The organism is Rhizobium sp. C4, assembly GCF_021026315.1.
Taxonomy (GTDB): domain Bacteria; phylum Pseudomonadota; class Alphaproteobacteria; order Rhizobiales; family Rhizobiaceae; genus Ensifer_A.
On record NZ_JAJNCX010000032.1, the window covers coordinates 1 to 13,361 of the forward strand.

At 60.8% G+C, this 13,361-nt stretch carries 12 protein-coding genes; 2 read left to right on the forward strand and 10 right to left on the reverse strand.

The window, feature by feature from the left end:
- Window positions 1-185 precede the first annotated feature (185 nt).
- Window positions 186-887 carry an IS6 family transposase gene (locus LQK84_RS24625; RefSeq protein ID WP_230831441.1) on the forward strand — a complete coding sequence of 234 codons (702 nt, stop codon included), beginning with the start codon at window positions 186-188 and terminating at the stop codon, window positions 885-887.
- A gap of 108 nt (window positions 888-995) precedes the next feature.
- Here the strand turns inward: LQK84_RS24625 and LQK84_RS24630 are convergent, their stop codons facing one another.
- From LQK84_RS24630 to tkt, 10 genes are all read right to left on the reverse strand, one after another.
- Window positions 996-2,252 carry a TRAP transporter large permease gene (locus tag LQK84_RS24630; protein WP_165223271.1) on the reverse strand — a complete coding sequence of 419 codons (1,257 nt, stop codon included), beginning with the start codon at window positions 2,250-2,252 and terminating at the stop codon, window positions 996-998.
- A 12-nt stretch (window positions 2,253-2,264) separates the two neighbouring features.
- On the reverse strand, window positions 2,265-2,789 hold the full coding sequence (locus LQK84_RS24635) for a TRAP transporter small permease (RefSeq protein WP_165223268.1): 525 nt from the start codon (window positions 2,787-2,789) through the stop codon (window positions 2,265-2,267).
- Between the two features lie 44 nt (window positions 2,790-2,833).
- Window positions 2,834-3,802, reverse strand: coding sequence for a TRAP transporter substrate-binding protein (locus LQK84_RS24640; RefSeq protein WP_165223265.1), 969 nt, complete (start codon window positions 3,800-3,802; stop codon window positions 2,834-2,836).
- Between the two features lie 240 nt (window positions 3,803-4,042).
- Window positions 4,043-4,795, reverse strand: a complete 753-nt coding sequence (locus tag LQK84_RS24645) for an SDR family NAD(P)-dependent oxidoreductase (RefSeq protein ID WP_230831442.1) — start codon at window positions 4,793-4,795, stop codon at window positions 4,043-4,045.
- Window positions 4,796-4,839: 44 nt separating this feature from the next.
- Window positions 4,840-5,874, reverse strand: coding sequence for a transketolase family protein (locus tag LQK84_RS24650; protein ID WP_442967020.1), 1,035 nt, complete (start codon window positions 5,872-5,874; stop codon window positions 4,840-4,842).
- A complete protein-coding gene (locus LQK84_RS24655; protein WP_165223256.1) occupies window positions 5,871-6,725 on the reverse strand; it encodes a transketolase in 855 nt (284 codons plus the stop codon). The genes LQK84_RS24650 and LQK84_RS24655 overlap by 4 nt, the downstream gene beginning before the upstream one ends.
- Window positions 6,726-6,835: 110 nt before the next feature.
- On the reverse strand, window positions 6,836-7,822 hold the full coding sequence (locus LQK84_RS24660) for a LysR family transcriptional regulator (RefSeq protein WP_165223253.1): 987 nt from the start codon (window positions 7,820-7,822) through the stop codon (window positions 6,836-6,838).
- Window positions 7,823-7,907: 85 nt separating this feature from the next.
- Complete coding sequence (locus LQK84_RS24665; protein ID WP_230831443.1) at window positions 7,908-9,179, reverse strand: glycerate kinase type-2 family protein; 1,272 nt, start codon at window positions 9,177-9,179, stop codon at window positions 7,908-7,910.
- 15 nt (window positions 9,180-9,194) lie between these two features.
- Window positions 9,195-10,151: an NAD(P)-dependent oxidoreductase gene (locus tag LQK84_RS24670; protein WP_165223247.1), complete on the reverse strand. Its 957-nt coding sequence runs from the start codon at window positions 10,149-10,151 to the stop codon at window positions 9,195-9,197.
- On the reverse strand, window positions 10,148-12,121 hold the full coding sequence (tkt, locus tag LQK84_RS24675; RefSeq protein WP_165223244.1) for a transketolase: 1,974 nt from the start codon (window positions 12,119-12,121) through the stop codon (window positions 10,148-10,150). The genes LQK84_RS24670 and tkt overlap by 4 nt, the downstream gene beginning before the upstream one ends.
- A 154-nt stretch (window positions 12,122-12,275) precedes the next feature.
- On the opposite strand from tkt, the gene LQK84_RS24680 reads away from it, so the two are divergent.
- Complete coding sequence (locus LQK84_RS24680) at window positions 12,276-13,208, forward strand: LysR substrate-binding domain-containing protein (RefSeq protein WP_230831444.1); 933 nt, start codon at window positions 12,276-12,278, stop codon at window positions 13,206-13,208.
- Window positions 13,209-13,361: the final 153 nt, after the last annotated feature.

Here is a 13,361-nt window from a genome sequence, read left to right on the forward strand (position 1 = left end):
ATCCGTCTACCATCGTGAACTACGAGCAACGGCCATGCAGACGTGGCGCGAGATCGCTCATCTCAAGGTAGCCTGATGCCGTGCCTCCCTGCCATCCTTTGACCGCAGGCCGATAAGTTTACAGTGCCATCCGTAGGCATCGTCAACTTAACGGAATCTGGAATTTGATGTGCGAATGACGGGCCATGACAGACCGCGAACCATTCTATCGCCGACACCGTTTTCCCGCTGACGTCATTGCCCACGCCGTGTGGCTCTATTTCCGTTTCCCTCTGAGCCTGCGCATGGTCGAGGACTTGCTGGCTGCGCGCGGGATCATTGTCTCGCATCAGACCGTCGGGCTGTGGGCGGAGAAATTCGGCCGCACCTTTGCCAACGAGATCCGTCGTCGATCATCCGGTCGACTTGGGGACAAGTGGCATCTCGATGAAGCCGTTGTTTCAATCCGCGGCAAGAAGCATTGGCTGTGGCGCGCCGTTGACCAGGACGGTTTCGTTTTGGACGTTCTCGTGCAAAGCCGCCGAAATGCACAGGCCGCCAAGCGACTGATGCGCAAGCTCTTGAAGGGCCAGGGACGGCTGCCCCGAGTGATGATCACAGACAAGCTGCAATCCTACGGCGCAGCAAAGCGAGAGATCATGCCGGGTGTCGAGCATCGCTCCCACAAGGGGTTGAATAATCGGGCGGAGAGTTCTCACCAGCCAGTCCGGCGGCGAGAGCGGATCATGCAGCGCTTCAAATCACGGCGACATCTACAATGCTTCGTCTCCATCCATGACCCGATCGCCAACCTGTTTCACATCCCGCGCCACGACATCACCTCCTGCCATCATCGCGAACTGCGTGCGGAGGCGATGAGCCTGTGGGCGAAAATTGCCCGAGCATGAGAGATATCTGCGGATAGCGTCTTTCGCTCGCCCTTCGTTCATTAAGTTTACGATGCCCTTTTTGACGCCCCGAATTGGGGTCGATTCTCAAGTGCCGCCGTGACCGAGTCAATAAATAGTGAGCATCGGAAAGTAAGACATGGCCAACAGCACGGCAACCGCAACCGCATAGAATGGCGCAAGTGCCTTGACCGTCTCACCGATGCCGCTTTTGGCGATGGCGGAGGAAATGAAAAGCGTCGTACCGACAGGAGGCGTGTAAAGTCCGATGGACAGGTTCACCACCATCATCAAGCCGAGCTGCACGAGGTCCAGGTGAATGGCGCTACCGATCGTGACGAAGAGCGGGCCAAGCAGCAGGACGGCTGCGGGAAGATCGAGGAAGCATCCGACGATCAGCATGACAATGTTCATCGCCAGAATGATCATCCACTTCTCGCTGAAGTAGGACGTAACCCAGGCCGCAAGATGCTGAGGAACCTGTTCGGCGGTCAGCAGCCATTGAATGGTCGATGATGCCATGATGATGAACATGACAGCACCCGTCATGAGCGCGGTTTCGCAGGCTGCGCGCCATAGTGTTCGAAAGCTCAGGTCGCGATAGACCACGCCGCTGATCAGGAGAGCATAGGCTACGGCCATGACGCTGACTTCTGTCGGCGTCGCAACGCCGAAACGCAGCGTTCCAATGACGAAGAAGGGCATGAAAAGTGCCGGGAGCGCTGTAAGGATTTCACCGCGAAATGCCTTGAAGCCTCCAGCCAGCGGCGCGCGCGGCAGGTTCTCTTTGCGCGCGACCCACCAGACCGCAACCGACATGCCGAAACCCAGAAGGAGGCCGGGCACAATACCCGCCACGAAAAGGTCGGTTATGGAGACATTGGAGACAAGACCGAAGAGAATGAGCGGGATCGAAGGCGGGATAAGCACGGCAATCGTTGACGAGGAGGCATTGATCGCCGCCGAAAACCCGCGCGGATAGCCCGCTTCGCGCTGCACTGGAATCAGGGCATTTCCCATGGCCGTGGCATCGGCAACGGCAGACCCCGACACGCCTCCGAACATGACCGATCCGATAATCGATACCTGACCGAGGCCGCCTTTGAAGTTCCCCACGAGAAGACGCGCGATATTGACGAGATAGACGCCGAAGCGGCCCGACATCATCAAGCTGCCCGCGAGGATGAAGAACGGCACCGCAAGCATCGGAAAGCTTTGTGTCGTCGAGAACAGCCGTTGGGTGATGACGGCCAGCGGGCGATCCGCGAGCCAAAGCGCTGCAGCCACACCGCCAAGCATGGCATGGGCCACGGGCACTGCGATGGCCAGTAGGATCATGAAGACCCATATCATTACGGCAGACATGAGAAAGTCTCCTCAGCTCAGGCTGGAATTGCTGACATCGATTTCAGTGACGGCGTGCCCAAGCAGGAGTGCAAGAGCATCTGCGGTGGCAATGAAAGCCATCCCGCCGAATGCGTAGATGATGCTGTAATAGCCCCAAATCTGGCTGATCGGCATGGTCGAATACATCTGGTATTGCGCCGCGCGCAAGATGGGCGAGCTGGAGCTAAGAACGCTGACGCAGATGACCAAGGCGCAGAGGTGAACCGCCACCATGATCGGCCGATACCATTGCGGTCCGAGCATTTCCGGCAACAGCGTTACTGCAATGTTTCGGCCATGTGCGGCCGCCATCAGTAGGCCGCCCGCCACAAGCCACGGAAGCAACAGTCCGTGGATCTCATAGGCCCATGCGATGCCCGAATTAAAGAAATAACGCAGGACCACATTGACCAGCAGAACGACGAAGAGAGCGCTGAGGGAGACGGCGGCGATAACGCGACCGCTCCAGTCCAACACCATCTTCAGGCGGAGCATGAACCGGATGAGGGGGGCCATCGGCCCCTCCACCGTTTTTTCGGAAGACTGCGTGCGGCCGGACATTATTGCCCCGCTGCCTTCTTAAGCATGTCGACGATCTCAGGATATTGCTTGGCGTATTTGTCGTAGACCGAGGCCGTCGCCTTCACATAGGCGTCATGATCGGCTTCGGCGAAGACAACGCCTTCCGCTTCCATCTTAGGACGCAGCGTCTGGTCGCCTTCCAGCGAGAGATCGCGTTGCATTTTCCCGGCTTCCGCTGTGGCCTTGAGCGCGCAGTCCTGTCCCGCGTTGTCCAGCTCATTCCACCAGGCCAGACCCGCGACAACCGGCGTGCTTTCATATTTGTGGCCGGTCATCGTGATGTTTTTGGTGATCTGGTAGATCTTCGACGAGTAGATGTTGGTCAGCGGATTTTCCTGCGCATCGAAGACGCCGGACTGCAAGGCCGTCGGCAATTCCGAGAAGGCCAGCGGCGCAGGCGCCGCACCCAGAGCTGTGAAGATGTCGATGGTCATCTGGTCTGGCGGTGTGCGGATCTTGATCCCCTTCAGGTCGGCTGGTTCCTTGACCGTACCCTTGAGGGTGCTGACCTGGCGGATGCCATTATCCCAGAATCCCAGGATTTTCAGGCCGTGTTTTTGGGCGCGATCGTCGAGCATCTGACCGACAGGGCCATCGAGGACCTTCCAGGCCGCAGGCAAATCCTTGAAGAGGAAAGGCAGGCCCAGAAGGCCGACTTCCGGCACGACCTGCGAGACTGCGCCCTGGCTGTTGGCCGTCACATTGATGACGCCGCCGATCGCCGAGGTCAGCAATTCCACGTCGTCACCCAGCGTTGCCGACGGAGCGACATCAACCTTGGTCTTGCCGCCCGTGCATTCGGCGTAGATCTTGCCCCATTCCTCGGCAGCCACGAACCGGGGGTTTCCCGGATTCGCGCCATGCGCAAAGGTGATCTGGTCGGCGAACGCGCCGCTCGCGGACAAAGTCGCTGCCAGTGCAACAGCGGTTATGCAGCTCGATTTCATGTTTTTCTCCTCCTCAAATGATCCCCCGCTAGTGCCAAGCCGGGGTGTGACCGGGGCTTTTCACGCGCGGCCCGAAACAGGCAGGCCGCCTTGCGGCCATTGCTTTGTTTCAGATCTCCCCCAACGGCTGCCGGCGGATCTGCCGCCGGCGAACCAAACTCAATTTCCGGAGCGTGACAAGCGTTGATGACAAGGTCCGCCGCAGCTCCTCTTGCGGCCTTGCCAACTCGGACTCATGCCCTAGTGGATCAAGGAACCACCGTTCACGTCCACTTCGGTACCCGTGCAATAAGCCGAAAGATCCGACGCAAGAAACAATGCGCAACCGGCGACATCCGAGGCCTCTCCCGCACGGCCCAGCGGTATGCCCTCGACGATCTTTTCGAGCATGTCCGGTGTGAGCTTGCCGTCCGTGATGTCAGTCGCGATAAAGCCGGGGCAGATGGCATTCACCCGGACCTGAGACGGAGCAAGCTCCCGCGCCATTGCCTTTGTGAGGCCAAGCACGCCCGCCTTCGCCGCCGAATAATGCGGTCCGCCGAAGATACCGCCGCCGCGCTGAGCAGACACCGAACTCAGATTGACGATCGAGCCGGATTTGCGCTCGCGCATGCCCGGAATGGCCGCCTGGCTCATGTAAAGCGTGCCGCGCAGGTTCACGTCGAGCACGGCATCGTAATTCGACGGTTCGATATCCATGATCTTCAGCGGTTGCGTGATGCCGGCATTGTTGACGAGGATGTCGATGCGACCCCAGCGCTTTTCGAGTCCCGCCACGGCTGCCTCGCAGACCGCCTTGTCGGTCACGTTGCAGGCAAGACCGACATGATCAGGACCCAGGTCCGCGGCTGCGGCCATTGCGGCATCGGCGTTCAGGTCGAGGATTGCAACCGTCGCCCCATGCTCGGCAAACAGCCTTGCCGTTGCCTTTCCAAGCCCGCGTGCCGACGCAGCCCCCGTGATAATCGCGAATTTTCCCTTCAGTAGACCCATGGGTCTCATTCCTCCGTAAATTTATTGGATCTCCGGGGCGGCCTTCAGAGCCATTCCCGAATTTTCTGCGCCACCTTATCGACCGAAAGTCCGTACATGTCGTGCAAGGTTGGCAGCGCGCCTGCCTCAAGGAACTGGTCCGGCAGACCGATCATGCGAAATTTCGGCGCGATCCCTCGAGAAAGAAGACCTGCGGCGACGGCCTCGCCCAATCCGCCCACCACCGTATGGTTTTCGGCGGTCACGACGAGGCGCCCGCCCCTGGAGGCTTCCGCCGCGATCGTTTCAAGGTCGAGGGGCTTGATGGTGGGGCAGTGCAGGACCGCCACATCCACCTTGTCTTCGGCAAGCTTTACGGCAGCGTCCAGCGCACGCATGGTCATCAGGCCCGTCGATATCACGAGAACATCTCGACCCTCGCGGATCGGCTGGGCCTTGCCGAGCTTGAATTTGTAATCGGGCTTGTGTTTCCTGAGCACGGAAGGAACTTTGCCCCGGAGAAGTCGCGCATAGACAGGGCCCTGATGGGCGCACATTTCCGGCACCATGCCGAGAATATCGTCGGCGTCGCACGGATCGATGATCGTCATATTGGGCAGTCCACGGAAGATGGCGATATCCTCGGTGGCCTGGTGGCTCGGACCATAGCCGGTCGTAAGCCCTGGCAGGGCGCAGACGATCTTAACGGGAAGGTTCTCCTCGGCAATCGCCATGGCAATGAAATCGTAGGCGCGGCGCGACGCAAAGACGGCATAAGTCGTTGCAAAGGGCATAAAACCCTCACGTGCAAGTCCGGCCGCCGCTGACATCAGCACCTGCTCGGCCATGCCCATCTGATAGAAACGGTCCGGCATGGCATTGGCGAAGACATGCAGATCGGTATATTTGCCGAGATCGGCCGTGAGACCAACGATGCGTTCATCTTTCTGAGCGGCCTCGATAAGGGCCTGTCCGAACGGAGCGGCCACGGTGGCGTAGCCTTCGGCGGCCAGCGATGCGATCATCGCAGAGGTTGCCTGGCGTTCGCCCTCGGGAAGCTTGCGGGCTTCGTATTTGCGAGCCATGGATGCGAGCGTCATGCGGGCTTTCCTTCTTCCAGAACTGCAAGCGCCTTGTCCCATTCATCGGCGTCAACGCGAACGAAATGGGTGATTTCCCGGCTTTCCAGAAAGGGCACGCCCTTGCACATGGTCGTGTCGAAGATGATGACGCGGGGCTTGGCTTGCGTGAGGTCACGCGCGGCATCGAATGCGGCGACGACGGCGGCAAGATCGTTGCCATCGACTCGCTGGGCGTGCCAGCCGAAGGCTTGCCACTTTTCCGTCAGCGGCTCGGAGCAGAGCATCTCGGTCGACTTGCCGTCGGCCTGCTGGTTGTTGAAATCGACAAGGCAGATCAGGTTGTCGAGCTTGTGATGCGCGCCCGACATGGCGGCTTCCCACGTCGATCCTTCACCCAGTTCACCATCCGACATGAGATTGTAGACGAATGCCTTGTTGCTCTTGCGCTTCAGGCCCATGGCCATGCCGACGGCGATGCCCAATCCGTGTCCGAGCGAACCGCCGGTGATTTCCATGCCTGGCGTGTAGGATGCCATGCCCGACATCGGCATGCGGCTGTCATCCATGCCATAGGTTTCAAGCTCTTCCTCGGGCAGGAGGCCTGCTTCCATCAACACGGCATAGAGTGCGATGGCATAGTGACCGATCGACAGGAGGAAGCGGTCGCGTCCCTCCCATTCCGGATCTTCGGAGCGGTATTCAAGCGCGTGGAAATAGGAGGCGGCCAGAACATCCGCAATGCCGAGCGCCTGGCCGATGTAGCCCTGGCCTTGAACTTGGCCCATAAGAAGGGCCTTGCGCCGGATATTCCATGCCCGAAGTGCCAGCGACACGTTGGAACGCGCCACCGGGCTGCTTGCCAAATTCATCGTTTCCTCCCGACTGTTTGTGCCTGAGAGATAGCATCTACAGCAGAGAAAATATTTTAAGAAATCCGAAAGACATGTGAAGTCAGGCTTAACAACTCTTTCCCGGCGCGTCACAGACCCCAGGGTTTGACGTCGATGAGATCGGTGGGTAACCCCATGCGGAACCGGCAGCCCAGGCCTGCTAGATGCGCACGGGCAGAATCGTCGTGGTTCTTGCAGGCCGACATCATCCAGTTGAAAAAGCGCAGGACAATCCGTCTGTTCAGATGCCGTGACGGACAGACGAACCAATAGGCGGGGAAGTCGATGACTTCGAAGGCCGTCGAGAACGGCACAAGCTCGCCACGCTCCAGTTCTCCGAGGCAGAGCGTAACGCTGTCAAGCGCGATGCCTCCGCCCTGCTTTGCCATTTCGATCGACATGGACGATCGGTCGAAGCGTAAGGGGTAACTCACGTTCGGAATATGGATCTGGTTGGAGGCAAGCCAAAGGTCCCAGCGATAAAGTGTCTTCACACTGTCGATCAGCCGCGCCTGTGCCAGCTGGCGGGCGGGATCCGGATCGATCTGTCGCAGCCGCTCCAGATAGGCCGGGCTGCACAACGGCAGGACCAGATCATGCATCAGAGGCGTCACGGAAACCCCGCTCCAGGTGCCGAGGCCATAGCGGAGGTCCACATCGACATTTTCCGTTTCAAAAGCCGAAAAGTCGGGCGTGGCATCGATGCGCATGTTCCATTCTTCATTGTCCGCGCAGAAGGCGCCGACGCGCGGCCCAAGCCACCGCACCCCGAAACTGGGACTGACGCGAATGACGAAATTGCGTCGGTCTCGCTGGAAGGAGACTGCCGAGCGCGCATTGCGGATGGCCCCGAAGGCTTGTGTTGTTGTCTGAAAAAGTCGGTCTCCGTCAAGCGTCAGCAGCAGCCTGCGTTTCTCGCGCCGAAAGAGTTTCACCCCGAGTTGTGCCTCGAGAAGCGATATTTGCTGGCTCACTGCGGAAGGGGAAATGCCCAGTTCCTCCGCCGCCCTGGTCACGCTGCCCAGTCGGGCGGCCGCTTCGAAATATTCGGTTGCCTTGAGATTGAGATCACGCATGTCTGGAAGCTAAAGCATTTCGTTGAAAAGAGGAAATAGGCTTCGGCTTATCGACTGCCATCGCAATGCGTGCGGAACGCTCGCTTCAGGACTGGATCAGGATGGCGCGAAAGTCGTTGACATTGGTATGGGTTGGCCCGGTGACGATCCGGTCGTCCAGGCGCTCGAAGAGGCCGTGCCCATCATACGCCGCCATGGCCGCGCCAAGCGGGTAGCCCGTTGTGCGTGCGCGCTCGAGCGTCGTCCAATCCGCATAGGCGCCGGCGACGTCTGCGGCACCATCGATCCCGTCGGTGTCGCCGGCGAGCGCGAAGATGCCCTCGACGCCGGCAATTTCGCCGGCAAGGCCCATCAGGAATTCGACATTGCGGCCACCTCTGCCCACGGTTTTTCCGTCGGCCTTTGGCGGCAGCGTGACGGTTGTTTCACCGCCGGAAAGAAGAATGCAGGGCGCCATGAAGGCGGACTTGCCTTCCTTAACGGCACGCGCCAGTCCCCCAAAGGCGCGGCCGACCTCGCGCGCCTCGCCCTCAATAGCATCGCCGAGCAAATGACAGGGCAGGGGCGCAGCCGCCTGGGCCGCGGCGAGCATCATTTGCGGTGTGGCAATGAGCTTGAATTGACCACGGGCCAGACGCGGGTCGTCATGCTTGGGTGTTTCGAAAAAAGGATCTGCCAGAACGGACGTGATCGATGGCGGTGCCGGGATGTCATATTTGGCGAGCACGGCGCGCGCGTCGGCCTGCGTCGTAGGATCGGGCACGCTCGGGCCTGAGCCTATCACCTCCGGTCGATCGCCCGGCACATCGGATATGGCAAAGGAGAGACAGCGGGCCGGATGGCCTGCGGCGGCAAGGCGTCCGCCTTTCACTGACGAGAGATGTCGGCGCACGCTGTTCATTTCGGTGATCGTCGCCCCGCTCGCCAACAGGGCGTGCGTCAGCGCCGCCTTTTCGTCCAGAGTGATTGTGGAAAGCGGAGCGGACAAAAGCGCGGAGGCCCCACCCGAGATCAGAAACAGGAGCGTGTCGCCCGCACCAAGACTTTCGGCCAGCGCCAGAATGCGCCGCGCCGCGTCCTGCCCCGCCTTGTCCGGAACAGGATGAGCCGCCTCCACCACCTCGATCGATTGCGTCGGCACGCCGTGGCCATAGCGCGTCAATGCCAATCCTTCGCACGGCCCCCAGACCATTTCGACCGCCGCCGCCATGGCTGCCGCCGCCTTGCCAACGGCAATGACGACGACCCGACCAGTCGGGGGACGCGGCGGCAGCGCCGGCGGCAGAACAATGCCAGGCCGCGCCGCGTTGATTGCCGTCTCGAACATGCTGCGCAGAAGGGCCTTGGTGTCTGTCATCGATCGCGTCGTTCTTTATGGTGTCAGCGAGTTGATCGGTGCACCGCGCTGGAACGACTCGATCACGTCGCAAAGCTGGCGCGCAAGCGTCTTCTGCGCCTCTCTCGAGGCCCAGGCAATATGCGGCGTGACCAGAACGCGCGGATCGCCGGCAAGCTGCATCAGGATATCGTCGGCCGGCGGCGGCTCGCGATCGGCGACATCAAGGCCTGCGCCGGAGATTTTCCGTGCCTCCAGGGCTTCGCGCAGGGCGGGGAGGTCGATCAGCGCTCCGCGCGCCGTGTTGATGATGATGGGCTGCTTGCGCATGGCCGAAAAGGCCTTGGCATCGAGGAGCGACCTTGTGCTCTCCGTCAACGGGCAATGCAGCGAGATCACATCGGTACGGGCGCAGAACTCGTCGAAGGCGATCCGACCGGGCGCGGCAGTCTCGCCGGGCCTAGCCGCATAGATCACCTCCATGCCGAAGGCCGAAGCCAGCGCGGCAACCTTTCCGCCGATGCCCCCTTTGCCGACAATGCCCATGGTCGATCCGGCGAGATCGCGGATCGGATTGGAAAAGTAGCAGAACTGTCCGGCCCGCTGCCATGCGCCGTCGCGCACCTCCGACACATACGGCACCAGGCTGCGGCGTAGCGCCAGAAGTAGCGCGAAGACATGTTCCGGCACCGTGTTGACCGAATATCCGCGTATGTTGCAGACGGTGACCCCGCGCGCCGCGCAGGCCGCGATGTCCACGCAATCGTAGCCGGTGGCAGCGACCGCCACGAGCCGCAAAGCGGGTGCCGCATCGAGAACATCGGCGTCGATGCGTACCTTGTTTGTGATGACAATCTCCGCATCGCGAATGCGCTCGGCGGTCTGCGTGGGCGCAGTCTTTGCGAAGACGATCCACTCGTGATCGAAGCCGGGACGCGGCACGTCGATATCGGGACTGATCGTGTCCCGGTCAAGAAAAACGATACGGCTCACGCAGCCACTCCTGCCACCATCTGTTTCGCCATGTCCACGATGCGCCGGCTGGTAATGCCGAAATGCTCGTAAAGAACCTCCGCGCGCGCGGAAGCACCAAATCCGCTCATGCCTATGAAGCGATCCTCGGGCCGCAGCCAGCGCTCCCAGCCGAAGGACAGCGCCGCCTCGATGCCGATGCGCGGCGCCTCACCAAGCACGGCGGATCTATAATCCATACCCTGCATTTCGAACAATTCCCACGAGGGCATGGACACCACGGCGGCAGCGATCCCCAGGTGAGCAAGCTCTGCTTGCGCGGCGACGGCAAGGCTCACCTCGGTTCCGGTCGCAATCAACGTCACATCACGGCCGCCTGCGGGCTCGCGCAACACATAGGCGCCGCGTTTGGTGCGGTTTTCGTCCGTCTCCATCCGCACAGGCACAGCCGCCTGGCGCGACAGGGCCAGAAGGCTCGGACCGCTGCGATGTTCGATGGCAACCTGCCAGGCCTCGGCGGTCTCGATCGCATCGGCGGGTCGGAAGACTAGCATGTTCGGCATGGCGCGGAAACTCGCCAGAACCTCGACGGGCTGGTGGGTCGGCCCGTTGCTGCCGACGCCAATGGAATCGTGGCTGAAAACGAACAGTGCCGGCAGACCCATCAGCGCGGCCATGCGCATGGCGGGCCGTTCATAATCGGCGAAGGCAAGATAGGTGACATTGACGGGGCGCAGACCACCATGGGCGGCAATGCCATCCGCCATTGCCCCCATCAAATGTTCCCGGACGCCGCAGTGGACATAGCTGCCGCTGCGGTCGCGCACATCGAAGGCGCCACGGCTGCGCTTGTGGTTGGTCGGCGCTTCGAGATCGGCGCAAAGAACCAAGGTCTCCGGCAGCACGGACACCAGCCCGTCGCAGAGATCGCCGGACGACAGTATCGTTGCCCTTGGCTCGATCTGGCGCCCGGCCGCCGCATGCAGTGCCGCGATCTGCGAGGACCAGTCCATGGGAAGGCCGCCCGATATCCAACGCTGGAATTCGGCCTTGTCCGGATAGACTTCCAGCCTCAAGCGCCAGGCCTCGTGCGCGGCGCTGCCCTTGGCAAGCGCGCTGCGCCAATCGCGAAGGATCTCCGCCGGTATGTCGAAAGGCGCGTGAGGCCAGTCGAGAAGAGCACGCGCCTGCTCAGAATCCTCCACCTTCAAAGGCGCGCTATGGCCGCCGCGCTGGCCCTGAAGGCGGGGAATGCCGCGCGCGATCGTCGTCCGGCAGGCAATGAGCGACGGTCGCGGATCAGCCTTTGCCGCATCAAGCGCCATCGAAATGGCCTCTATATCGTGACCATCAACCGCATGGACGTGCCATCCGGCAGCGCGAAATCGTGCCGGAATGTCCTCGCTGGTCGACAGGTCCGTGTCACCATCGTCGGTGATATGATTATCGTCCCACAGGAACGTGAGCTTGCCGAGCTGTAGATGGCCGGCCAGAGAAACAGCCTCCTGTCCGATCCCCTCCTGAAGGCAGCCATCACCGACAAAGGCCCAGGTTCGATGTTCGACCAAAGGCGCGCCGAAACGCGCCGCCAGCCGCGCCTCGGCTACCGCCATGCCGACCGCGCAGGCAATGCCCTGGCCAAGCAGCCCGGTTGTGATCTCTATGCCGGCGTGCTGTTCGATCTCGGGATGACCGGCGCACAGAGATCCAAGCTTGCGGAAACTCTTGAGCGCATCAACCGAGACATGGTCGTAGCCGGCCAGATGGAGCAGCGCATAAAGCAACATCGAGCCATGGCCGTTCGACAACACGACGCGATCGCGGTCCGGCCAGAGCGGTTCGGACGGGTCAATCTTCAGATGCCTGGCGTAAAGGGTTGCCGCGATTTCGGCCATGCCAAGTGGTACGCCCTGATGCCCTTCGCCGGCATTCAGGATGGAATCGAGGGCGAGAAACCGGATTGCATGCGCCATGCGCTGTATGTCGACCATGTTTCCTCCCATTGCGTACCCGTGCAGGCACTGCGCGACTATCGGCGTCAAGGCGTACTCATCCGATACCTGAGATGCAAACGACAATTCCTCATTGATTCATGAATCAGATTCACGTTAATCAAGACCTATGATCGGTGGCGCGACACTCTCCATGCTGCGCAGTTTCGAAGCTGCAGCGCGATACGGCAACTTCAAAGGGGCCGCCGACGAACTGCGCCTGTCGCCCAGCGCCATCAGCCATTCCGTGCGTCAGCTTGAAGCGGCACTGGGCGTCCAGCTTTTCGAACGCGCCGGCAGAGGTGTGCGTCCGACCCTCGAAGGGCTTGCGCTTCTGTCACGGCTTTCCGTTGCCTTCGATGAAATTAGACGGGGCATCGAGGATGTCGGTCAGCGTGGGTCGGCGCTGCTGCGCATCCATTCCGCACCCAGCTTCGCAGCGCTTTGGCTTGCGCCGCGCCTGAAGCAATTCACCACGCGCCACGAGGGGATCGAGCTTCGCCTGTCGGCAGACACGCAATATGCCCGCTTCGCCACCGACGATTTCGATCTGGATATAGTTTACGGTCCTGTGCGGGCCGAAGGTGTGACCTCCCTCCTGCTGGGAGAAGAAGAAGTCGCACCCCTGTGCGCTCCCGCGATAGCGAACCAAATCGGATGCATCGATGATATTGCGCTTTTTCCGTTGATCCAGAGTGACCAGAAACAGGTGCGGTGGGACGATTGGCTCAAGGTCAACGGCATCAACAAGTCTTTGAACCGGGCATTGCGCTTCGATCGCAGCTTCATGGCCCTTTCCGCAGCCCGCAACGAACTCGGCATCGCCCTTGAATCAATGAGACTGGCCCAAGAGGACCTGTCAAGCGGCCGCTTGGTTGCACCGCTGTCGCAGGCAGGGGGACGACTTTACGACAGCGGCCACAAGCTGGTCATTCCACGCAACCGCCCGATCCGCAAGCCGGTGCGCCTCTTTGTCAAATGGTTGCTGGAGAGCCTGAACTTGCCTCCACATCTGGATGCCGCCATATCACTTGCGGCAACGGAAATGTCCGAATCTGGTAAAGCGAAAACGCCGCAGTCTGGTTAGGGATGAGGTCGTCGGCGGTACTGGAGGTCACCCGCGCTCATGGCGGGCGTGTCGAAGAGCGGATCATCTTGACCGCCCCTCCGCTGGCATCGTAAACTTAATGAACGAAGGGCGAGCGAAAGACGCTATCCGCACATATCTCTCATGCTCGGG

Bases quoted from the DNA above. Each gene is read 5' to 3' on its own strand.
- LQK84_RS24625 (WP_230831441.1), top strand. From the start codon at position 186: ATGACAGACCGCGAACCATTCTATCGCCGACACCGTTTTCCCGCTGAC.
- LQK84_RS24630 (WP_165223271.1), bottom strand. From the start codon at position 2,252: ATGTCTGCCGTAATGATATGGGTCTTCATGATCCTACTGGCCATCGCA.
- LQK84_RS24635 (WP_165223268.1), bottom strand. From the start codon at position 2,789: ATGGCCCCCCTCATCCGGTTCATGCTCCGCCTGAAGATGGTGTTGGAC.
- LQK84_RS24640 (WP_165223265.1), bottom strand. From the start codon at position 3,802: ATGAAATCGAGCTGCATAACCGCTGTTGCACTGGCAGCGACTTTGTCC.
- LQK84_RS24645 (WP_230831442.1), bottom strand. From the start codon at position 4,795: ATGGGTCTACTGAAGGGAAAATTCGCGATTATCACGGGGGCTGCGTCG.
- LQK84_RS24650 (WP_442967020.1), bottom strand. From the start codon at position 5,874: ATGACGCTCGCATCCATGGCTCGCAAATACGAAGCCCGCAAGCTTCCC.
- LQK84_RS24655 (WP_165223256.1), bottom strand. From the start codon at position 6,725: ATGAATTTGGCAAGCAGCCCGGTGGCGCGTTCCAACGTGTCGCTGGCA.
- LQK84_RS24660 (WP_165223253.1), bottom strand. From the start codon at position 7,822: ATGCGTGATCTCAATCTCAAGGCAACCGAATATTTCGAAGCGGCCGCC.
- LQK84_RS24665 (WP_230831443.1), bottom strand. From the start codon at position 9,179: ATGACAGACACCAAGGCCCTTCTGCGCAGCATGTTCGAGACGGCAATC.
- tkt (WP_165223244.1), bottom strand. From the start codon at position 12,121: ATGGTCGACATACAGCGCATGGCGCATGCAATCCGGTTTCTCGCCCTC.
- LQK84_RS24680 (WP_230831444.1), top strand. From the start codon at position 12,276: ATGCTGCGCAGTTTCGAAGCTGCAGCGCGATACGGCAACTTCAAAGGG.